At 50.1% G+C, this 21,787-nt stretch carries 15 protein-coding genes, 1 tRNA gene and 3 rRNA genes; 5 read left to right on the forward strand and 14 right to left on the reverse strand.

The features are described 5' to 3' along the window. Positions 1 to 482: 482 nt before the first annotated feature. The 3 genes from dsbA to AB3G37_RS24015 form a co-directional block, all read right to left on the reverse strand. A complete protein-coding gene (dsbA, locus tag AB3G37_RS24005; protein WP_009638760.1) occupies positions 483 to 1,124 on the reverse strand; it encodes a thiol:disulfide interchange protein DsbA in 642 nt (213 codons plus the stop codon). Positions 1,125 to 1,171: 47 nt separating this feature from the next. Further along, positions 1,172 to 2,158: a serine/threonine protein kinase gene (locus tag AB3G37_RS24010; protein WP_369789284.1), complete on the reverse strand. Its 987-nt coding sequence runs from the start codon at positions 2,156 to 2,158 to the stop codon at positions 1,172 to 1,174. Between the two features lie 92 nt (positions 2,159 to 2,250). Beyond that, positions 2,251 to 2,520, reverse strand: coding sequence for a YihD family protein (locus AB3G37_RS24015; protein ID WP_369789285.1), 270 nt, complete (start codon positions 2,518 to 2,520; stop codon positions 2,251 to 2,253). A gap of 180 nt (positions 2,521 to 2,700) precedes the next feature. Between AB3G37_RS24015 and mobA the strand changes: the two genes are divergently transcribed. Together mobA and mobB are read left to right on the forward strand one after the other, a co-directional pair. Beyond that, on the forward strand, positions 2,701 to 3,285 hold the full coding sequence (gene mobA, locus AB3G37_RS24020) for a molybdenum cofactor guanylyltransferase MobA (RefSeq protein ID WP_009638763.1): 585 nt from the start codon (positions 2,701 to 2,703) through the stop codon (positions 3,283 to 3,285). After that, entirely contained in the window at positions 3,282 to 3,797 is a 516-nt protein-coding gene (gene mobB, locus AB3G37_RS24025) for a molybdopterin-guanine dinucleotide biosynthesis protein MobB (RefSeq protein ID WP_369789286.1), read from the forward strand. The genes mobA and mobB overlap by 4 nt, the downstream gene beginning before the upstream one ends. 310 nt (positions 3,798 to 4,107) lie before the next feature. Here the strand turns inward: mobB and rrf are convergent. The 4 genes from rrf to AB3G37_RS24045 form a co-directional block, all read right to left on the reverse strand. Next, a 5S ribosomal RNA gene (gene rrf, locus AB3G37_RS24030) occupies positions 4,108 to 4,223 on the reverse strand. 123 nt (positions 4,224 to 4,346) lie between these two features. Next, a 23S ribosomal RNA gene (locus AB3G37_RS24035) occupies positions 4,347 to 7,254 on the reverse strand. Between the two features lie 257 nt (positions 7,255 to 7,511). Next, positions 7,512 to 7,587 (reverse strand) — tRNA-Glu (locus AB3G37_RS24040). 139 nt (positions 7,588 to 7,726) lie between these two features. Further along, positions 7,727 to 9,269 (reverse strand): 16S ribosomal RNA (locus AB3G37_RS24045). The 16S, 23S and 5S rRNA genes sit together here with 1 tRNA gene alongside, the layout of an rRNA operon. Positions 9,270 to 9,804: 535 nt before the next feature. On the opposite strand from AB3G37_RS24045, the gene AB3G37_RS24050 reads away from it, so the two are divergent. Continuing rightward, a complete protein-coding gene (locus AB3G37_RS24050; RefSeq protein ID WP_009637532.1) occupies positions 9,805 to 10,494 on the forward strand; it encodes a FadR/GntR family transcriptional regulator in 690 nt (229 codons plus the stop codon). Positions 10,495 to 10,532: 38 nt separating this feature from the next. On the opposite strand, the gene rbsR is transcribed toward AB3G37_RS24050, so the two are convergent. The 7 genes from rbsR to kup all read right to left on the reverse strand — a co-directional run bounded on the left by rbsR (position 10,533) and on the right by kup (position 18,473). Next, positions 10,533 to 11,537, reverse strand: a complete 1,005-nt coding sequence (rbsR, locus tag AB3G37_RS24055) for a ribose operon transcriptional repressor RbsR (protein ID WP_009637531.1) — start codon at positions 11,535 to 11,537, stop codon at positions 10,533 to 10,535. Continuing rightward, positions 11,538 to 12,467: a ribokinase gene (gene rbsK, locus AB3G37_RS24060; protein ID WP_369789287.1), complete on the reverse strand. Its 930-nt coding sequence runs from the start codon at positions 12,465 to 12,467 to the stop codon at positions 11,538 to 11,540. A 52-nt stretch (positions 12,468 to 12,519) separates the two neighbouring features. After that, positions 12,520 to 13,410: a ribose ABC transporter substrate-binding protein RbsB gene (gene rbsB / locus AB3G37_RS24065; RefSeq protein ID WP_369791025.1), complete on the reverse strand. Its 891-nt coding sequence runs from the start codon at positions 13,408 to 13,410 to the stop codon at positions 12,520 to 12,522. A gap of 29 nt (positions 13,411 to 13,439) precedes the next feature. After that, on the reverse strand, positions 13,440 to 14,414 hold the full coding sequence (rbsC, locus tag AB3G37_RS24070; protein WP_369789288.1) for a ribose ABC transporter permease: 975 nt from the start codon (positions 14,412 to 14,414) through the stop codon (positions 13,440 to 13,442). Positions 14,415 to 14,420: 6 nt separating this feature from the next. Continuing rightward, the gene (gene rbsA, locus AB3G37_RS24075) at positions 14,421 to 15,926 is read right to left on the reverse strand and encodes a ribose ABC transporter ATP-binding protein RbsA (protein ID WP_369791026.1); all 1,506 of its coding nucleotides are present in this window, start codon (positions 15,924 to 15,926) and stop codon (positions 14,421 to 14,423) included. 7 nt (positions 15,927 to 15,933) lie between these two features. After that, positions 15,934 to 16,353: a D-ribose pyranase gene (rbsD, locus tag AB3G37_RS24080; RefSeq protein WP_009637526.1), complete on the reverse strand. Its 420-nt coding sequence runs from the start codon at positions 16,351 to 16,353 to the stop codon at positions 15,934 to 15,936. Between the two features lie 251 nt (positions 16,354 to 16,604). Next, positions 16,605 to 18,473: a low affinity potassium transporter Kup gene (gene kup, locus AB3G37_RS24085; protein WP_009637525.1), complete on the reverse strand. Its 1,869-nt coding sequence runs from the start codon at positions 18,471 to 18,473 to the stop codon at positions 16,605 to 16,607. A 323-nt stretch (positions 18,474 to 18,796) separates the two neighbouring features. Between kup and ravA the strand changes: the two genes are divergently transcribed. After that, entirely contained in the window at positions 18,797 to 20,305 is a 1,509-nt protein-coding gene (ravA, locus tag AB3G37_RS24090) for an ATPase RavA (RefSeq protein ID WP_369789289.1), read from the forward strand. Beyond that, complete coding sequence (gene viaA / locus AB3G37_RS24095) at positions 20,306 to 21,775, forward strand: ATPase RavA stimulator ViaA (RefSeq protein ID WP_369789290.1); 1,470 nt, start codon at positions 20,306 to 20,308, stop codon at positions 21,773 to 21,775. The last annotated feature ends 12 nt before the right edge of the window (positions 21,776 to 21,787 follow it).

Consider the following 21,787-nt stretch of genomic DNA (forward strand, 5'->3'; position numbering starts at 1 on the left):
TCCCCTAAGCATGCCATAGCTGAGGGTAAAGTCGAACCTCGAAAGGGAATTTGATGTTGATCCTGCGAGGTTTCTCGCAGGATCGTCCCTGTGGATAAGTTTGTGAATAGTTTTACAGCCAGATCGTGAATTTGAGTTGCATATAGCAGAACAGATCGATATACGATGTTTAATCATCAAGTTATAGGTGTGTTAACTGCAATCGAGCTGTCATGTTAATTTAATCATCGTTGTGGATATAATTAGAATGCTTACTCATTATTTAGGATTTTTATCATGCGTTATCAAATTAACAGCAGTAAAAATTTAATCTAAATGAATTGTGGAAAAGTAAAATTACAAAGCTTAAAACGCAGCCAAACCAATTGCAGTAATAGGTAATTGACAATGTTAATAGCCGGAACGTTTTATAGCTGTTTAGATCTGAGGCAAAAAAAAACGCCAGCATCACACTGACGTTTCATTAACGACCTACTCGAATCTTATTTCTGGGTAGTCAGGAAATTAACTACGTCTGAGAATTGTTTTACGTAAGCGTCCATTGAGCTGGTATCAAGTCCGTCATTTTTAACCTGATATTTGCCATTAACGAAAACAGATGGCACACCTTGCAGGCCAAAGTCAGCGGCGGCCTTCTCTTCTTGAACAACTAACGATTTAACCACGAAGCTATTCATTGCAGCATCGTAGTCTTGACCGCTAACGCCGGCTTTAATAAATACGTCACGAATATCAGCTTCAGTTTTTACTGTCTGAGATTTCTGAACAGCATCAAACATCAGTGGGCTAATTTTATCTTCAATACCCAGCGCCATGGCAACAGCCCACGCCTGAGTTAACTGCTTGCCTAATGGACCCAGGAATTCGACGTGATACTTCACATATTTTACACCCTGTGGCAGGTTTTTACGCACGTTATCGGAAACATGCCAGACGCGTTCAAACTCGTAGCAGTGTGGGCAGTAGAAAGAGAAAAACTCTACAACCTGCGGTTCATTTGCCAGCGGCTTGTCTAATGTCGTGTACTGGGTGCCGTCAGAGAATTGGGCAGCAGAAGCGCTGAACGCCAACACCATGCCAAACACGGCTAACATTATCTTTCTGGCAGAAAAAAGGTTCTTCATAACTCATCCATCTCCGTTTAAATAATTATATAAAGCTTATTTATTTCTCAGTACATTGGCATCAACTGTAAAGGAGGTGCCCTCAGTTTATTAATTTGCTCTTTAAATGCCGCTGCCTGTCCCAGCCAAAAATCTTCATCCTTCATCCAGGGGAAGCTATTAGGGAAAGCGGGATCCTGCCAGCGGCGTGTTACCCAGGCCAAATAATAGACCATACGCATCGCGCGCAGAGGCTCAATAAGCGCCAGTTCGCGGCTGTCAAAATCCGCAAACTCGCCATAAGCCTCAAGTAAAATATCTAATTGAATGAGTTGCTCAGAACGATCGCCATGCAATAACATCCATAAATCCTGAACAGCAGGACCATTTCGCGCATCGTCTAAATCAACAAATATAGGACCATCGCGCCAAAGAATATTTCCTGGGTGACAATCACCGTGTAAACGACGCGGTTGCCAATCGTGGTGCCAATATTCTGTAATAGTGACGATTAAATCATCTAGAACAGATATAAATGTGCTGCGTTGTTTGGCAGGAATTAATTTACTATTGGCCAGTACCGATCTTGGTTCAGTAAGATATTCTAATAGATCTATCGTAGGACGATGAGTAAACAAGTTTTCACTGCCGACCTGATGGATCCTGCCAAGAAAACGGCCAACCCATTCCATCTGATCCAGATTATCAATTTCGTACTGCCTGCCACCGATGCTTGGGAAAACGGTAAACATATATCCCTGATGGTGATGCAAGGTATTCCCCATAATAGAAACGGGAGCCACTGCGGGGATTTCAGCAGCAGAGAGATCGAAGGAGAAACGATGTTCTTCTTCTATTTGCTCGGCGCTCCAACGCTCAGGGCGATAAAACTTAACGACGTAACGCTGGCGATTTTCATCAAGGAACTGATACACCCGATTTTCGTAGCTATTGAGCGCAGTTAACCCTGACTCAGCAATCAAGCCAACACTTTCCAGCGCATCAAGGATAAGGTCTGGAGACAGTGCCTGAAAATTAAAAGCAGAATTATTCATAACTTCATTCAGATTGGCCAGAAAGCAAAACGATAGTCTGAAATAGTACCATCAATTTTTGGCCTGACGCATGAAGTTCACATAAGTTTACATCAATCGTTAATAACGCCCCTGGCTCGCAAAAGCGCGGTTTTAAAATCCTCTTCATAGTCTTTTTTTAAACCGGGAATTTCATCCGTACTGGCACTGTCTCGCATTTTAAGCTGATAAATCAAGGCGTCATCACTTAGATTTTCGAGTTTATCCTTAAACCCACACTCCCCAGCCAGTTGGTTGAGAAACTGTAACAAGCTTAAATCAGGCTGCTGTTTCCAGGCTGGATGCAACAGTTCTATCAGCTCATTGACCCGATGATCTTCCATAGTAAAGTCTCGAAGTTATGAAGTATCCTTCAAGCTAACAGGGTTATTTGTTGCTGAACAGCAGTGGCTCAGGGAAATAAAACTGAGCATGATCTAGAACAACTTTCATCAGTCTTGCTTCCGCTTTATCCCTTAAACCTTCACACTATAATAAAGTCATGCAAATTAAGGTCAAATAACATGATTGCGGATGCAATAACAGGGGTCATCCTTGCGGGAGGGCGCTCTTCAAGAATGGGGCAGGATAAGGGATTGCTGAATTCTGATGGCTTGCCACTGTTTGTTCACATTGCCCGGCGGTTAGCCCCGCAGGTCAGTACTATCTTGGTGAACAGTAACCAGAATCAGCAACAATACGCTGAGCATTATCCGGTGATCGGTGACCTTATTCCCGGCTTTGCCGGTCCGTTAGCGGGGATGCTTTCTGCGCTAGTCTCCAGTGAAACTGAATGGGTCGTATGTGTTCCCTGCGACGAGCCAAGTTTGCCTGATGATTTGGTCGCGCGGTTGTGGCAAGCCAGAGATCAGGCCCAAGCGGTCTACGCCTGCGATACAGACCGCGCACATCCTGCAGTATGTTTGCTTAACAAAAGCCTAATACCCAGCCTTCGGGAATATCTTGAACAAGGTGAGAGAAAAGTGATGCTTTTCCTGACCCAGTGCAGAGCTAGTAAGGCGATATTTGCTAATCCTGCAGACTTTGCCAATCTGAATACGCCCGAGGACCTTGCTCAGTGGCAAAGTGCTTTAGGGAAAACACCATGACGACGCCAATATTGGGGATCGTAGCACACAGCGGCAGTGGGAAAACCACTCTGCTAAAGCAGTTGATTCCTTATCTGCGCGATCGCCAGATTCGTGTAGGTTTGATTAAACACAGTCATCACTCTGTAGATATCGACACGCCTGGAAAAGACAGCTATGAGCTGAGAAAAGCCGGCGCCGATCAAACTATGGTGGCAAGCAGTAATCGATGGGCGCTAATGACGGAAACACCAGAGGCTGAAGAGTTAGATTTGCACTATTTAGCCAGCAGATTCGATGATTCAACATTGGATCTAATTCTGGTTGAGGGCTTTAAGCGTGAGAAGATAGCTAAAATCGCGTTATTCAGAACAGCAAGCGGCAGAGAAATAGACGATATCTTAGACGATTTTGTCATTGCTATCGCCACTGATACTTTTTTCAAATGGTCTTTGCCGCTGTTGGATCTTAATAATATTGCCGAAATAGGCGAGTTTATCGTTAACTGGTTGAGTGATCGGTCATCAAGCTAGCTTCTAATCCTCTGTTCTCTAGGTGAAATAGCCTCCATAGCGACCCGCTTGCTTAGCGATAACGGCTGACGCGACTGTTTTCAGCGCTTTTTTCTACCTCATCTCGTGCTCGCAGCGCCTTTTATCACCCCGCGGGAAGCCGCTGACCGGAGTTTGTGCCCTCCGCAACAGCAAAAGGGCCCCTGTCGTCAGACAGGGGCCCTCTTTTTTTGCGTTCCTGACCGGCCCTTGACCCGCCCTCGCGCTTTTTTCTTAAATCATCGACAGCAAAAAACCCCAGCTTGCGCTGAGGTTTCGTACTTAATTTGATGCCTGGCAGTTCCCTACTCTCGCATGGGGAGACCCCACACTACCATCGGCGCTACGGCGTTTCACTTCTGAGTTCGGCATGGGGTCAGGTGGGACCACCGCGCTACTGCCGCCAGGCAAATTCTGTTTCATTCCAACCGCTTTCCCCATTATTCAGGGCAGCCATCAGAATCAATCTTTGAACAAGCTGATTTTCATTGAAACTTTCGTCTCGTCTCTCTAAAACACCTTCGGTGTTGTAAGGTTAAGCCTCTCGGGTCATTAGTACTGGTTAGCTCAATGCATCGCTGCACTTACACACCCAGCCTATCAACGTCTTAGTCTTAAACGTCCCTTCAGGGGACTCGAAGTCCCAGGGAAGACTCATCTTGAGGCAAGTTTCGCGCTTAGATGCTTTCAGCGCTTATCTTTTCCGCATTTAGCTACCGGGCAATGCCATTGGCATGACAACCCGAACACCAGTGATGCGTCCACTCCGGTCCTCTCGTACTAGGAGCAGCCCCTCTCAATCTTCCAACGCCCACGGCAGATAGGGACCGAACTGTCTCACGACGTTCTAAACCCAGCTCGCGTACCACTTTAAACGGCGAACAGCCGTACCCTTGGGACCTACTTCAGCCCCAGGATGTGATGAGCCGACATCGAGGTGCCAAACACCGCCGTCGATATGAACTCTTGGGCGGTATCAGCCTGTTATCCCCGGAGTACCTTTTATCCGTTGAGCGATGGCCCTTCCATTCAGAACCACCGGATCACTATGACCTACTTTCGTACCTGCTCGAGCCGTCACTCTCGCAGTCAAGCTAGCTTATGCCATTGCACTAACCTCACGATGTCCGACCGTGATTAGCTAACCTTCGTGCTCCTCCGTTACTCTTTAGGAGGAGACCGCCCCAGTCAAACTACCCACCAGACACTGTCCTCACCCCGGATCACGGGGCCGAGTTAGAACATCAAACATTAAAGGGTGGTATTTCAAGGTTGGCTCCACGCAGACTGGCGTCCACGCTTCAAAGCCTCCCACCTATCCTACACATCAAGGCTCAATGTTCAGTGTCAAGCTATAGTAAAGGTTCACGGGGTCTTTCCGTCTTGCCGCGGGTACACTGCATCTTCACAGCGAGTTCAATTTCACTGAGTCTCGGGTGGAGACAGCCTGGCCATCATTACGCCATTCGTGCAGGTCGGAACTTACCCGACAAGGAATTTCGCTACCTTAGGACCGTTATAGTTACGGCCGCCGTTTACCGGGGCTTCGATCAAGAGCTTCTCCTTGCGGATAACCCCATCAATTAACCTTCCGGCACCGGGCAGGCGTCACACCGTATACGTCCACTTTCGTGTTTGCACAGTGCTGTGTTTTTATTAAACAGTTGCAGCCAGCTGGTATCTTCGACTGTCTTCGGCTCGGGAAGCAAGTTCCTCCACCTAGCGACAGCGTGCCTTCTCCCGAAGTTACGGCACCATTTTGCCTAGTTCCTTCACCCGAGTTCTCTCAAGCGCCTGAGTATTCTCTACCTGACCACCTGTGTCGGTTTGGGGTACGATTCAATGTTACCTGATGCTTAGAGGCTTTTCCTGGAAGTGCGGCATCAACTACTTCACCACCGTAGTGGCTCGTCATCACGCCTCAGGGTTGATATGTAACCGGATTTACCAAGTCACACCCCCTACACGCTTAAACCGGGACAACCGTCGCCCGGCTAGCCTAGCCCTCTCCGTCCCCCCTTCGCAGTAACACCGAGTACAGGAATATTAACCTGTTTCCCATCGACTACGCCTTTCGGCCTCGCCTTAGGGGTCGACTCACCCTGCCCCGATTAACGTTGGACAGGAACCCTTGGTCTTCCGGCGTGCGGGTTTTTCACCCGCATTATCGTTACTTATGTCAGCATTCGCACTTCTGATACCTCCAGCAGCCCTCACAGACCACCTTCAACGGCTTACAGAACGCTCCCCTACCCAACAACGCCTAAGCGTCGCTGCCGCAGCTTCGGTGCATGGTTTAGCCCCGTTACATCTTCCGCGCAGGCCGACTCGACCAGTGAGCTATTACGCTTTCTTTAAATGATGGCTGCTTCTAAGCCAACATCCTGGCTGTCTATGCCTTCCCACATCGTTTCCCACTTAACCATGACTTTGGGACCTTAGCTGGCGGTCTGGGTTGTTTCCCTCTTCACGACGGACGTTAGCACCCGCCGTGTGTCTCCCGTGATAACATTCTTCGGTATTCGGAGTTTGCATCGAGTTGGTAAGCCGGGATGGCCCCCTAGTCGAAACAGTGCTCTACCCCCGAAGATGAGTTCACGAGGCGCTACCTAAATAGCTTTCGGGGAGAACCAGCTATCTCCCGGTTTGATTGGCCTTTCACCCCCAGCCACAAGTCATCCGCTAATTTTTCAACATTAGTCGGTTCGGTCCTCCAGTTAGTGTTACCCAACCTTCAACCTGCCCATGGCTAGATCACCGGGTTTCGGGTCTATACCTTGCAACTTGACGCCCAGTTAAGACTCGGTTTCCCTACGGCTCCCCTATACGGTTAACCTTGCTACAAAATATAAGTCGCTGACCCATTATACAAAAGGTACGCAGTCACCCAACAAAGTAGGCTCCCACTGCTTGTACGTACACGGTTTCAGGTTCTATTTCACTCCCCTCGCCGGGGTTCTTTTCGCCTTTCCCTCACGGTACTGGTTCACTATCGGTCAGTCAGGAGTATTTAGCCTTGGAGGATGGTCCCCCCATATTCAGACAGGATGTCACGTGTCCCGCCCTACTCATCGAACTCACAATTTGTGCATTTTTGTGTACGGGACTATCACCCTGTACCGTGCGACCTTCCAGACGCTTCCACTAACACACAAACTGATTCAGGTTCTGGGCTGTTCCCCGTTCGCTCGCCGCTACTGGGGGAATCTCGGTTGATTTCTTTTCCTCGGGGTACTTAGATGTTTCAGTTCCCCCGGTTCGCCTCGCATGGCTATGTATTCACCATGCGATAATGTGACGTATCACATTGGGTTTCCCCATTCGGGTATCGTCGGGTATAACGGTTCATATCACCTTACCGACGCTTTTCGCAGATTAGCACGCCCTTCATCGCCTCTGACTGCCTAGGCATCCACCGTGTACGCTTAGTCGCTTAACCTCACAACCCGAAGGTGTCTTTTAAACTCATAAAGAGTGACGCCGTTCGTAGCCGTGATTATTTGAGAGACTCTAATACAGGTGCGCATAACTCAAAACTTCTACGGAGAGTTATGTTCAGCTGTATCATTTCAATTTTTCAGCTTGTTCCAGATTGTTAAAGAGCAATATCGTAAACACGACTCAATAAAGTCATCTTTACGATAGTTTCTGACCCGTGAAGGTGCAGAGTGATAATGTCTTTCACACATTATCGGATGGCGTCCCCAAGGGGATTCGAACCCCTGTTACAGCCGTGAAAGGGCAGTGTCCTAGGCCTCTAGACGATGGGGACACGAAAATGCCGTCTCGAATCACTGACTCGACACGTTTTCGTATCAGCGCAGGGTTTCCCCCACTGCATCAACAGGTGCTCTTGCTCGTTAATTTCATCAGACAATCTGTGTGGACACTGCACAATGCGTATCTTTAGGTAAGGAGGTGATCCAACCGCAGGTTCCCCTACGGTTACCTTGTTACGACTTCACCCCAGTCATGAATCACAAAGTGGTAAGCGCCCTCCCGAAGGTTAAGCTACCTACTTCTTTTGCAACCCACTCCCATGGTGTGACGGGCGGTGTGTACAAGGCCCGGGAACGTATTCACCGTAGCATTCTGATCTACGATTACTAGCGATTCCGACTTCATGGAGTCGAGTTGCAGACTCCAATCCGGACTACGACGTACTTTATGAGGTCCGCTTGCTCTCGCGAGTTCGCTTCTCTTTGTATACGCCATTGTAGCACGTGTGTAGCCCTACTCGTAAGGGCCATGATGACTTGACGTCATCCCCACCTTCCTCCGGTTTATCACCGGCAGTCTCCTTTGAGTTCCCGACATTACTCGCTGGCAACAAAGGATAAGGGTTGCGCTCGTTGCGGGACTTAACCCAACATTTCACAACACGAGCTGACGACAGCCATGCAGCACCTGTCTCACGGTTCCCGAAGGCACTAAGCTATCTCTAGCAAATTCCGTGGATGTCAAGAGTAGGTAAGGTTCTTCGCGTTGCATCGAATTAAACCACATGCTCCACCGCTTGTGCGGGCCCCCGTCAATTCATTTGAGTTTTAACCTTGCGGCCGTACTCCCCAGGCGGTCGACTTAACGCGTTAGCTCCGGAAGCCACGCCTCAAGGGCACAACCTCCAAGTCGACATCGTTTACAGCGTGGACTACCAGGGTATCTAATCCTGTTTGCTCCCCACGCTTTCGCACCTGAGCGTCAGTCTTTGTCCAGGGGGCCGCCTTCGCCACCGGTATTCCTCCAGATCTCTACGCATTTCACCGCTACACCTGGAATTCTACCCCCCTCTACAAGACTCTAGCTTGCCAGTTTCAAATGCAGTTCCCAAGTTAAGCTCGGGGATTTCACATCTGACTTAACAAACCGCCTGCGTGCGCTTTACGCCCAGTAATTCCGATTAACGCTTGCACCCTCCGTATTACCGCGGCTGCTGGCACGGAGTTAGCCGGTGCTTCTTCTGCGAGTAACGTCAATCGCTGCTGCTATTAACAACAACGCCTTCCTCCTCGCTGAAAGTGCTTTACAACCCTAAGGCCTTCTTCACACACGCGGCATGGCTGCATCAGGCTTGCGCCCATTGTGCAATATTCCCCACTGCTGCCTCCCGTAGGAGTCTGGACCGTGTCTCAGTTCCAGTGTGGCTGGTCATCCTCTCAGACCAGCTAGGGATCGTCGCCTAGGTGAGCCATTACCCCACCTACTAGCTAATCCCATCTGGGCACATCCGATGGCGTGAGGCCCGAAGGTCCCCCACTTTGGTCTTGCGACATCATGCGGTATTAGCTACCGTTTCCAGTAGTTATCCCCCTCCATCAGGCAGTTTCCCAGACATTACTCACCCGTCCGCCGCTCGTCACCCAGAGAGCAAGCTCTCCCGTGCTACCGCTCGACTTGCATGTGTTAGGCCTGCCGCCAGCGTTCAATCTGAGCCATGATCAAACTCTTCAATTAAAAGTTCGATTTGCTTAAACAAGTTAAGCGGTGCTCAAAGTTTACTTTCGTAATAATTCAAAAATGAATTACTGCTTGGTCACTCTAAGACTTGGCATTGCTGCCTTTGATATTCTGTTGCCACCGAAGTGGCTGATATCGTCTTGTGAGTGCCCACACAGATTGTCTGATAAATTGTTAAAGAGCAGTGAGTTACGCGCTTTCGCTTGCTAACTCGAGGTGGCGTATTCTACGCTTTCCTCTTTTGATGTCAACCGTTTATTTTCGCGGTCATCATCATTTTCAATGCTTTCCGACTTGTTCACACCGCGTTGCTGCTGCGTTGTTCCCTGTCGATGGAGCGGCATTATAGGGAGTTTCTGAGGAGCCGCAAGCGTTTATTTAAAAAAACTTTCTAACCGTTTCTTTTTTCTACAAATACGCTATGAACGCCCAATAAAACACCGTTTTTAGCCATAATTACCCCCTTTACTTCGCTTTTAGTGGAGTAAACTGGAATGAATAACGAGAAATTAACTCGCATAGGATGCAACTCATGTCGCTTAACGCCCAACAACAGGCTGCTCAACGCAACCTTTCCTATCAATTAGCAGAGAATATCGCCCAGCGCGTATTGTCTGGCGAGTATATAGAGGGAAGTATCTTGCCGGGCGAGATTGAATTAGGTGAGTTATTTGGCGTAAGTCGAACTGCGGTACGTGAAGCAGTTAAAACATTAACCGCAAAAGGCATGCTTTTACCTAGACCAAGAATTGGTACGCGAGTGATGCCGCAAAGTAACTGGAACTTCCTCGACCAGGAACTCCTGACCTGGTGGATGACCCGCGAGAATTTCGATCAGGTAATGTCGCACTTCGTTCTGTTACGCAAGGCGTTGGAACCGCAAGCCTGTTCATTGGCCGCCGTGCAGGCAACCCCGCAGCAGAAACAACAACTCTCTCTATATATGTCGGAAATGCGCGAGCTGCATGAAAACTTCGATCGTGAACGATGGATAAACGTTGATGCCCAATTTCATCAGCTTATCTATGAGGCGGGGAAAAATCCGTTCCTCACCTCTTTCGCCAATTTGTTTAGCTCGGTCTATCAAAGTTACTTTCGAGCAATCACCGACAATAAAGTGATTAAGCTCGAACATCACCAGCGCATCGTCGATGCTATTCTGGCGAGTGATGCCAATGAGGCATTAGAAGCCTGCGTAACCTTGCTGCGTGACCCCGCGTAAATCTTTCTTCTATATATAAAGTGTATATATAGAAGAGATTACCCTTTTTTGCCGACTGACCCACGAACCACCAGCTCCGGAGTTAATACCAGAACCTGCGCTTCGGCTTCGGGGTCTTTCAGGCGATGCAGCAACGTATCGATGGCCAGCTCGCCAAGCTCATCTTTCGGCTGGTGAATCGTCGTTAAAGGCGGCGTCATGTATTGCGCCAGCTGAATATCATCGTAGCCCATCACCGCAACATCTTGCGGCACACGCAAACCTTGCTGATAAACAGCCTGATAAACGCCAACAGCCATCGCATCGTTACCGGCAAATACCGCATCCGGCGGCTGAGGCAGCGCCAGCAGTTTCTGCATCGCCGCTAATCCGCCCGCAAATTCGAAATCTCCCGTCACTTCAAAATCCGAACGAGAAACAAGACCCGCATCCCTTATGGCCTGACGATAACCGTCGAGCCGCTGTTGAGACGTCGTCTTATCCAATGGACCGGTAATACAGGCAATATGTTGATATCCCTGAGCAATCAGATAGTCAGTGGCCATTTTGCCGCCGATAAACGCGTTCTCCTGAATAATGTCATTCACCCCGGCAAACGGCGCCCAGTCCATCATCACTACCGGTACCGTCGGATAGCGGCTCAGTGTTTCCTGCGAAGGGCAGTGATTTTCCGTAAACATCATGATCAGCCCATCGACGCGCTTTTGCATCAGCGTTTCAATACAACGATTCATCCGCTCTTCGTCGCCGTCGGTGTTGCATAAAATCAAACTATAGCCGCGCTCATAACAGCTTCTTTCAACGCCTTGCACCACTTCCGAGTAAAAAGGGTTACTGCTGGAGGTAATTAACATGCCGATGGTGCGAGTCTGATTAAGCTTAAGGCTGCGAGCCAACGCGGAAGGTGCGTAATTAAGCTGACCAATGGCGGCGTTAACTTTTTCGCGGATAGCCTCACTCACGAAGCGATTATTGTTAATCACATGGGAGACGGTCGAAGTGGAGACGCCCGCAAGACGGGCGACATCTTTCATGGTTGGCAACTAAGACTCCTGACGCGCAAGAAAATCGTCAATCTCATTGCGCCACGGCACCGAAGGCTGAGCACCGGCTCGAGTCACGGCAATCGCCGCCGCTGCGTGAGCAAAACGCACCGCCTGGTCCATCGGCTTACCTTCGAGCAGCCCGGTAATTAGCGCGCCGTTAAAGGTATCGCCAGCGGCAATGGTATCCACGGCTTTAACCTTGAAACCGGGAACGCTGCGGCCTTCACCCTGCTGGCTCAGCCAGACGCCTTTGCTGCCTAACGTGATGATTACCGTCGCAATGCCTTTATCGTGCAACATTTTTGCCGCACGCGCGGCATCATCGGCGGTAGAAACTTTCACGCCAGTCAGCTTTTCTGCTTCGGTTTCGTTTGGAGTGATCATATCCACCAACGAAAGCAGTTCATCGGGCAATTCACAGGCCGGAGCCGGATTCAAAATAACCTGAGTATTATTCTCGTGGGCAATACGTGCCGCGGCGATCACCGACTCCAACGGTGATTCAAGCTGCATCAATAAAGCAGAGGCATCGACGATATGCTGCTGATAACGTTGCAGGTACTCTGGAGTCAGAGACTTATTTGCTCCAGCATCAATGCCAATGACGTTTTCGCCCTCGGCATTAACGAAAATCAGTGCAACACCTGTGGTGGTATCTTTAATTGCTTCGATTGGGCGGGTATCGATATTGTCGCTGGCCAGCTGATTGCGAACCTGCTCGCCGATTTCGTCACTTCCTACACAGGCAATAAATGAAATATCGGCACCGCTTCTTCCAGCTGCAACTGCCTGATTAGCCCCTTTACCGCCGAAGGCGACATTATACTGTGAGCCCATCACCGTTTCGCCAGGCTGCGGAAATTGCCTGACATTCAGCACGTGGTCAGCGTTAATGCTGCCCAGAACCACCAGCTTACCTTTATCCATTGCCTTCATTCCTGCTTTTAATGCGCCACCGATGAAAGTGGCGCCGTATTCATTAAGGTTGGGTAACCAGATTCAGCGCAACCGGGTTAATCGCCGGTACAGCCTGGCCTTTCAGCACTTTATCTGCGGTCTCAACGCCAATGATACCAATTTGATCGGGACGTTGAGCAACAGTAGCCCCCAGTTTTCCACCTTTTACGGCTTTAAGGCCATCTTCAGTGCCATCGAAGCCCACCACCAGCACGTCGGTTTTACCCTCAGTCTGCAAGGCTCGCAACGCACCCAGCGCCATTTCATCATTCTGGGCAAATACTGCCTGTACATCTGGATGCGCGGTGAGCAGGTTCTGCATCACGTTAAGACCTTTAGTACGGTCGAAATCTGCCGGTTGACTGGCCAGCACTTTAAAATGATGCGCGTCTACCGCTTCTTTAAAACCGGCACCGCGTTCACGGGCCACTGAGGTGCCCGCAATACCTTCAAGCTCGATAACTCTGGCATTATCACCCAGTTTCTTGGCGATGTAGTCACCCGCCATTTTACCTCCGACTTTGTTGTCAGAAGCGACATGACTGATCACCTGACCTTTTGACGCCTGACGGTCCAGAGTAATCACCGGGATCTTGGCCTGATTAGCCATCGCCACCGCGTTGCCTACCGCGTCAGAGTCAGTTGGGTTAATCAGCAGTACTTTGGTGCCGCGCACAGTCAGATCCTGAACGTTAGCCAATTCCTTGGCCGGGTTGTTCTGCGAATCCAGCACCACCAGGTTGTAGCCCAGCTTATCGGCTTCCTGCTGTGCGCCTTCTTTCATGGAAACAAAAAACGGATTGTTTAGCGTCGATACCACCAGCGCAATGGTGTCTTTCGCCAGCACGTTGGCACTGAATGAGGCGGTCAACGCCGCAGCAGAAACCCATAATGCAACTTTCTTCATAGACATCGTCATGTTAATCATTCCTGTAGGGGAGGTTATTTATTGCTTTTGTTATCGACCAGGACTGCCAGCAGAATCACAACTGCTTTAACAATCATCTGGAAATAAGAAGACACGCCCAACAAATTCAGACCGTTATTAAGGAAGCCGAGGATTAGCGCGCCAATCAGCGTGCCGATAATCCGGCCCTTGCCACCAGACAGGCTGGTGCCGCCCAGAACCACTGCGGCGATAGCATCTAGCTCATAGCCGGTCCCGGCGGTTGGCTGTGCCGAGGAGAGACGGGCAACTTCGATGATCCCGGCAAGCGCAGCCAGCAGTCCACACAGTGAGTAAACGATGATTTTGACTTTATCGACACTAATGCCGGAAAGACGGGTCGCGGCTTCATTGCCACCCAACGCGTAGATATAACGACCCAAACGGGTGTGATGTAGCATGTACCAGGCAGCGATAAACACTACCGCCATCAGCCATACCGGCGTTGGAACGCCCAACGGGCGACCAATACCGAACCAGCCAAAAGTATCGGCCACGTCGTTGAAGCCGGTGCTAATAGGGCTACCGTTGGTATAAACCATAGTGACACCGCGCAGTAACAGCATCATCACCAGCGTAGCGATAAATGCCTGCACCTTGCCTTTAGCGACAATCGCGCCAGTGATACCGCCCACCGCCGCGCCCAATGCCAGAGAAGCAACTACGGCCAATGACGCGCTGGATTCATGGCCGACAACAGACGCGGCCACCGCACCAGTCAACGCCAGCAGCGAGCCGACGGAAAGGTCAATACCAGAAGTCAGTATCACCAGCGTCATACCCACTGCCATGATGGCGTTGACTGAGGTCTGCTGCAGAATGTTAAATAAGTTATTAACTGTGAAGAAGTTCGGGCTCATTGAAGAGACCACCGCAATCAGCACCAGCAGCGCAATCAGGGATTTCTGCTCTAACAACCATTCTTTACTGATCCAGCGTTTTTTATTAGCCGGTAAAATTTGAGAACTCATCGTTGCTTACTCCTGCTTCACGCCGTATCGCTTGCCAACAGCGGCAGCCATTAATGCTTCTTGCGTCGCCTGTTCTATAGGGAATTCACCGCTTAAGTGGCCTTCATGCATCACCAGAATGCGGTCGCTCATGCCGATCACCTCCGGCATTTCCGAGGACACCAGAATGATGCTCAGACCTTCGCGCTTGAATTGATTAATTAACTGGTAGATCTCTTTTTTTGCCCCGACATCGACACCGCGCGTCGGCTCATCGAGGATCAGCACTTTCGGACGTGTCATCAATCCGCGAGCGATCGCCACTTTCTGCTGATTACCGCCAGAAAGCAGGCCAATCGGCTGCATCATTGACGGGGTTTTAATATTGAACAGGCGAATAAAATCGCCCACCGTCTGTTGCTCTTCACCGTGCTTCAAACCGCCACCCAGGCGACTGAAATAACGCAGCGCGGTCAGCGACATGTTTTCCTTAACCGACATCCCCAATACCAGACCGTCACGTTTGCGATCTTCAGAGATATAAACGATGCCGTTGGCCAATCCATCCTGCGGCGTACGAGGGTTAATCTCTTTGCCGTCCAGCGTGATAGATCCGCCGGTTTTCTTGCGTGCGCCGTAAAGGATCTTCATCAACTCGGTGCGTCCGGCCCCCATCAGTCCGGAAACGCCAAGGATCTCGCCACCGTAAAGTTTAAAGCTAACGTCTTTAACGCCCGGTCCTGAGACATCATCAACCGAGAGCCGCAACAATCCGCGTTCGTGATTAATGCGCGGATACTGTTCCTCAAGACGGCGGCCAACCATCATTTCTATCAGCGTATCTTCCTGCAGCTCGCTGACCGGGCGCTCGGCAATAAACTGCCCGTCGCGAAACACGGTGACGTCGTCGCAGATTTCGAAAATTTCTTTCAGACGGTGCGAGATATACACCACGCCACAACCCGCGGCTTTGAGCTCGTTGATAACGCTAAATAAAGAGGCAGTTTCAGTATCGGTGAGCGCATCGGTAGGCTCATCCATGATAATGACCTGTGATTGGAAGCTCAGCACTTTGGCAATCTCGACCATCTGCTGATCGCCGATCGACAAATCGCCCACCAGCCGGTGACTGCTGTAACGCAGATTCAAACGGGCCAGCAGCTTGTCAGCCTCGGCATACATTTTTTTCCACTGGATGCGCCCGAAGCCGTTAACAAACTCACGGCCGAGAAAGATGTTCTCGGCGATGGTTAGTTCAGGGATCAGGTTAAGTTCCTGATGGATAATGCCGATCCCCGCTTCCTGAGAATCCTTGGGACCGGTAAAACTGGCTTCCTTACCGAGAAAATGCAGCGAACCGGCATCTTTTTGATAGATCCCGGTGAGCACTTTCATCATGGTTGACTTGCCCGCGCCGTTTTCCCCCACCAGCGCCATGACTTTTCCTGGATACACGCTCAGCGCGGCACCCGACAGCGCTTTCACGCTGGGAAAGGCTTTATCAATCCCTGAGAGTTGCAGTAAAGGTTGCATATGGGCCTCAGAACGTAACGCCAGCACACAGAATAATGTTGGCATAAGCCGAACACTCTCCGCTGCGGATGACGGCACGCGTAGTTTGAGTCTGTTGTTTGAAAGCCTGATGGCTAACATATTCCAACGTAATGGTGTTTCCCTGGTGTTGCTCAAGCTGTTTCAACTGACCGATCAGCGTTTCATGGAGCTCTGGGTTATGCTGTTTTATCTCTTCGGCAAGAACGGCATGCTCAACCTGCATCTCATCGGTGACCACCGCAAAAACCTGTAAAAAACTCGGCACGCCGTGGGTTAGGGCGAGGTCGATACGCTGGGTGCTGGCAGGAACAGGCAAACCGGCATCGGCAATCACGATTCGATCGGTATGACCCAAACTGGCAATCAGCTGTGAGACTTCGGCATTCAATAACATGGCTTTCTTCATTATCGGCTCCAACAGCGAAACGTTTCGCTTGCAGTGATTCTAGGAAATAAGTCGCCGCTGGCAACGAGCAGAAGATGAATTTGTGATCGCCGTCGAAACGTTTCGCTGAACGATAAACAACAGGTAAACACTTAAGTGGAATAAAACGAGAATCGGAGAACAGGCGGGCGGATTAATCGAAGAGCCAAAGACCAAACGAAAAACGCCGCAGGTTTTAACCTAGCGGCGTTTAATGTTTACGACCAAAAAACCTATATCTCGACCTGGGTACCAAGCTCAATCACGCGGTTCGGCGGGATCTCAAATTGGTCAGGTGCGCGCAGGGCATTGCGGCTCAGGGCGATAAACAGCTTGCCGCGGAAATAAAGATACCAGGGACGTTTGGTCAGAATCAGCGATTCATGCGACATAAAGAACGAAGTTTCCATCATTCGGCATGATAGGCCTTCCAATCCGCAGCGGTGGAAGACTTCTTCCACGTTTGGCGTTTCTTTAAAACCGTAGCTCGCCACTACACGCCAAAAGGTAGGTGACATCTGCTCAATCGTGACACGACGAACGTTATGCACAAACGGCGCATCTTCGGTACGCAGAGTCAGCAACACCACACGTTCGTGCAACACCTTGTTGTGCTTGAGGTTGTGTAGCAGCGCAAAAGGAATGACGTTGATGGCACGAGACATATACACCGCAGTGCCCGGCACGCGGACCGGCGGTGATTTCTCCAGCGAGGCAATCATCGCCTCAAGGGAGTTACCGTGCTCATGCATACGACGCATAAGGCGGAAACGCTCGCTCTTCCAGGTTGTCATGACGATAAACATCATCAGCGCCAGCACCAGCGGCAACCAACCGCCAGAGAGGATTTTGGTCGCATTGGCGGCAAACAGTGGCACATCAATGAATAGCAGCACCGCAGCCAGCACGGCAACGATAAAACCTTTCCAATGCCAATTCTTGTAGGCCACGGTACAAGACAAAATCGTGGTCAGCACCATGGTGCCGGTTACGGCGATACCATAGGCCGCAGCCAGATTACTTGAATGCTCGAAGCCGAGAATAACAATCACTACCGCGAAATAGAGCAACCAGTTAATCACCGGCACATAAATCTGACCAGCTTCCATCTCGGAGGTATGGATGATGCGCATGGGAGGCAGATAACCCAGACGCACAGCCTGACGGGTCAAGGAGAACACGCCGGAAATAACCGCCTGAGAAGCAATGATGGTCGCAAGCGTTGCCAGAATCAGCATCGGTATCAAAGCCCAATCCGGAGCCAGCAGGAAAAACGGGTTTTTGATGGCTTCAGGATTTTTCAGCAACAGCGCGCCCTGACCAAAATAGTTCAGGATCAGAGAAGGCAGCACGATGCTGAACCAGGCTAGGCGAATAGGCAGTTTACCAAAGTGGCCCATATCCGCATACAGCGCTTCAACCCCGGTAATCGACAGCACTACGGCGCCAAGTGCCAGGAAGGCAAAACCTTTATGCTCGATGAAGAAGCTAAATGCCCACATCGGGTTAATGGCGCGCAGCACTTCAGGATTATGAATAATGCTGTTAATCCCTAACACCGCAAGTACCAGGAACCAAAGCAGCATTACCGGCGCAAACAGTTTGCCCACCAGCCCCGTACCGTGCTTTTGAATGAAAAACAGCAAAGTCAGAACGAAAATGGAGAGCGGGACAATATATGAATCAAGATTGGGCGCAGCGATTTCGAGACCTTCCATCGCGGATAGCACCGACATAGCAGGGGTTATGACCACCTCGCCGTAGAAGAAGCTACCGCCTATCAGACCAAGAATTACCAGGACAGCAGTGGCTCTAGCCGAGGTATTCCTGCCGGCCAGTGACATCAACGTTAATATCCCGCCTTCGCCGGCGTTGTCCGCACGTAAAACGAAAGACAGGTACTTGGCTGATACCACAATGACCAACAGCCAGAAAATCAGAGAGAGGAAACCATAGACAACGCTGGGTTCGACATTAAAACCGTAGTGGCCCGAAAAACATTCTCGCAATGTATAAAGGGGGCTAGTACCGATATCACCATAAACCACACCGATGGCGGCCAGGGTTACTGCTGGGAGTGACCGTTTATGTTCTGTGCTCATAATTGGTTTCTTTTATGCTTTGTCATTTGGCTGACTTGAGTATTTGGCTAAAAAAAATCTTGGCCCAAAAATCCGTAAGCTATGTGGGTTGGCAGTTCCTTTAAACCCACCAAAAGGCGCACAGTATGCACGAATAAATAAGATTGCCTACCCTTTAATACAAAGACAAGCAAACAATTCATCCGATCGGATCACATTTCAGCGAATGGAAAGATTCTAAGAATCAACAAGCTATATCGCCAATAAAAATCATGGTTTATTATCGCCTTGCAGTCCACTATTCCATCACGTAAGTCACTATTTGGGGCAGTTTAAAATACATTATGGCGCAATCACCTGTTTTGGCAGAACGAATCACCCGACTGGCGAATGCGCTGGAAAATGGCCTCTATGAGCGGCAGGAAGCAATACGTCTCTGCCTGCTGGCCGCGCTCTGCGGTGAAAGTGTGTTCCTGCTTGGCCCACCGGGTATCGCCAAAAGTCTGATCGCCCGGCGTTTGAAATACGCCTTCCGCGATGCCCGGGCTTTTGAATATCTGATGACCCGCTTCTCCACGCCGGAAGAAGTTTTTGGTCCACTCTCCATTCAAGCCTTGAAAGACCACGGCCGCTACCAGCGACTGACTCAAGGTTATCTGCCTGAAGCCGAAATTGTTTTTCTCGATGAAATCTGGAAAGCCGGTCCGGCCATCCTTAATACGTTGCTGACCGCCATCAATGAACGGCGTTTTCGCAACGGCGATAGCGAAGCGGCGATCCCGATGCGCCTACTGGTCAGTGCTTCCAACGAACTCCCCGAAGCCGATGGCGGTTTGGAAGCCCTCTATGACCGTATGCTAATTCGCCTGTGGCTCGACCGTGTACAGGATAAACAAAACTTCCGCTCGCTGCTTACCAGCCGCCATTCAGAGAACACCCATCCGGTGGCCGAAAACCTCAGTATCACCGATGAAGAGTATCAACAATGGCAGCATGAGATTGAAAAAGTCAATCTGACTGAACACTGCTTCGAACTGATTTTTCAGCTGCGTCAGCGTCTTGCTGCGCTGGATAATGCGCCTTACGTTTCCGACCGTCGATGGAAGAAAGCCCTGAGATTGCTTCAGGCCTGTGCTTTTTTCAGCGGACGCCAATCGGTGTCGCCAGTCGACTTGATACTACTGAAAGACTGCCTGTGGCATGACATGAGCTCTTATCATTTGTTACAAACACAGATAGAACAGAGCATTACTGAACAAGCTTACCTGCAGCAAACCTTAAGTTTAAAGATTCAGCAACTCAACCAGCAGTGGAATCATTATCAGCAGCAGCAAAGTACTCGTCAGGCCATAAAAGTCAGTAAAAAATCAGGAATGTTCAGCCGCAAACCGCAATACCAGCTGCCTGATTCGCTGTCTTCTTCAGTTCTGACCCTGCTTTTACAGCAGCCTTTGCATTTGCACGACATTCAGGTAACTCACGTGCTGGTGGAACGTGAACATATGGCCGACTGGTTAAATAAAGGTGGGCAGCTTAAAGGCAAACTCAACGGCATCGGTTTTGCTCAGGTGATTGATGTTGAAGTCGATGACAAACTCCAACTGGTGATTTTCGACATCAGCCGCCAGCCGAGCTATCTAACCATGCCCGGCAGCGAACATATTAGCGTGCCAGAAGAGATGAAAACCACGCTGGCCACTATCGGCGAATCGTTAATCCAGCAGCGTCAGCAGTTTAATCAGCATCATCCGTGCCTGTTTGTGCCGGTTGAATGGACCACTAAAATTGAAGCCAGCCTGATCCGCGTAAATGAACAGCTTCTCCAGCAACAACAGTTGTTCGGTAAAAACTAAATGTTTAGCCTCGAAACACTGGATGTGATGCTGGCTATAAAGGAAGCCGAACTGATCGACGAGTTGATCGTCGCGCTTTTGGCTGCTCCGCAGTTACAGGCTTTCTTTGAGAAATTCCCAAGACTTAGACGGGCGCTAACTAAAGACGTCCCCGAGTGGCGCTTCAGGTTAAAGCAGCGGATCCACGATACGCCGGTTCCATCCGAACTGGCAAAAGAGTTCTATCTTTATCAGCACTGCCAGCAGAGCAGTACCTCGCTCTTTACCAGTGAGCTTGAAGATACTGTTGATCAACTGACCCAGCTCAATTCTCCGTTTGCGACCGAGGCTCGCTCGCTGCGCGAAAATATATCTACGCAGAGTAAATCACTGATTAATGACAGCTTCCATGGCCTGTTTATGCAGCGCTGGCGGCTGAACATCACCTTTCAAACCGTCACCCTGCATCATCAGCTGCTAGAGCAGGAACAAGAACAACTGCAAAACGAGCTAGAACAGCGGCTTGAGCTAAGCGGTGAACTCTCTCCTTTATTAGCGGAAAATGATGCCGCCGCCGGTCGGTTGTGGGACATGAGTAAAGGAAGGCGTCAGCGTGGCGATTACCAATCGTTAATCCGCTACGGTACTTTTCTCCAGCAGCAACCTGAATTGCAGCATCTGGCCGAACAGCTGGGCCGCAGTCAGACCGCCAAAGCCAATCCGCATGAAGAGGCCAGTCTGGAACCGCATCGTCTGATGGTCAGAGAACCTGCGACGGTGCCGGAAGAGGTCAACGGTATTCATCAAAGCGATGATATTTTGCGCCTGCTGCCAACTGAATTGGCAACGCTGGGTATCCCGGAACTTGAAGTCGAGTTTTATCGCCGCTTGCTGGAAAAGCGCCTGATGACCTATCAGCTGCAGGGCGATGTCTGGCGCGAGAAAGTCGTCATGCGGCCGGTAGTTTATCAACAGCAGGAACCACAACCGCGCGGTCCATTTGTGGTTTGCGTGGATACCTCAGGTTCAATGGGTGGATTTAACGAACAGTGCTCGAAAGCCTTTTGCCTGGCATTACTGCGGATTGCACTGGCGGATAATCGCCGTTGCTACATTATGTTATTTGCCAGCGAAGTGATTCATTATGAGCTGACCTCGGCCAGCGGGCTGGAACAGGCAATGCGCTTTTTGGGGCAGCATTTCAGAGGCGGCACCGATCTCAGTGCCTGCCTGACTGCAACACTGGACAAGCTGGCCACGCCGGAATGGCAGGATGCAGACGCGGTGATCATTTCTGACTTTATCGCCCAGCGATTACCGGATGAGGTTCAAAAACGGGTCAAACAACAGCAGGTCCAGCATCATCATCGTTTTCATGCGCTGGCTATGTCGCAGTATGGAAAACCAGCAATCATGCGTATCTTCGATCATATCTGGCGTTTCGATACAGGAATGAAAAGCCGTGTTCAACGACGATGGAAACGTCACTAATGAGAACCTAAT

The sequence above is a fragment of the Rouxiella sp. WC2420 genome, assembly GCF_041200025.1.
Taxonomy (GTDB): domain Bacteria; phylum Pseudomonadota; class Gammaproteobacteria; order Enterobacterales; family Enterobacteriaceae; genus Rouxiella.

Coding starts and splice junctions, on each gene's coding strand:
- dsbA (WP_009638760.1), bottom strand. CDS start 1,124: ATGAAGAACCTTTTTTCTGCCAGAAAGATAATGTTAGCCGTGTTTGGC.
- AB3G37_RS24010 (WP_369789284.1), bottom strand. CDS start 2,158: ATGAATAATTCTGCTTTTAATTTTCAGGCACTGTCTCCAGACCTTATC.
- AB3G37_RS24015 (WP_369789285.1), bottom strand. CDS start 2,520: ATGGAAGATCATCGGGTCAATGAGCTGATAGAACTGTTGCATCCAGCC.
- mobA (WP_009638763.1), top strand. CDS start 2,701: ATGATTGCGGATGCAATAACAGGGGTCATCCTTGCGGGAGGGCGCTCT.
- mobB (WP_369789286.1), top strand. CDS start 3,282: ATGACGACGCCAATATTGGGGATCGTAGCACACAGCGGCAGTGGGAAA.
- AB3G37_RS24050 (WP_009637532.1), top strand. CDS start 9,805: ATGTCGCTTAACGCCCAACAACAGGCTGCTCAACGCAACCTTTCCTAT.
- rbsK (WP_369789287.1), bottom strand. CDS start 12,467: ATGGATAAAGGTAAGCTGGTGGTTCTGGGCAGCATTAACGCTGACCAC.
- rbsB (WP_369791025.1), bottom strand. CDS start 13,410: ATGTCTATGAAGAAAGTTGCATTATGGGTTTCTGCTGCGGCGTTGACC.
- rbsC (WP_369789288.1), bottom strand. CDS start 14,414: ATGAGTTCTCAAATTTTACCGGCTAATAAAAAACGCTGGATCAGTAAA.
- rbsA (WP_369791026.1), bottom strand. CDS start 15,926: ATGCAACCTTTACTGCAACTCTCAGGGATTGATAAAGCCTTTCCCAGC.
- rbsD (WP_009637526.1), bottom strand. CDS start 16,353: ATGAAGAAAGCCATGTTATTGAATGCCGAAGTCTCACAGCTGATTGCC.
- kup (WP_009637525.1), bottom strand. CDS start 18,473: ATGAGCACAGAACATAAACGGTCACTCCCAGCAGTAACCCTGGCCGCC.
- ravA (WP_369789289.1), top strand. CDS start 18,797: ATGGCGCAATCACCTGTTTTGGCAGAACGAATCACCCGACTGGCGAAT.
- viaA (WP_369789290.1), top strand. CDS start 20,306: ATGTTTAGCCTCGAAACACTGGATGTGATGCTGGCTATAAAGGAAGCC.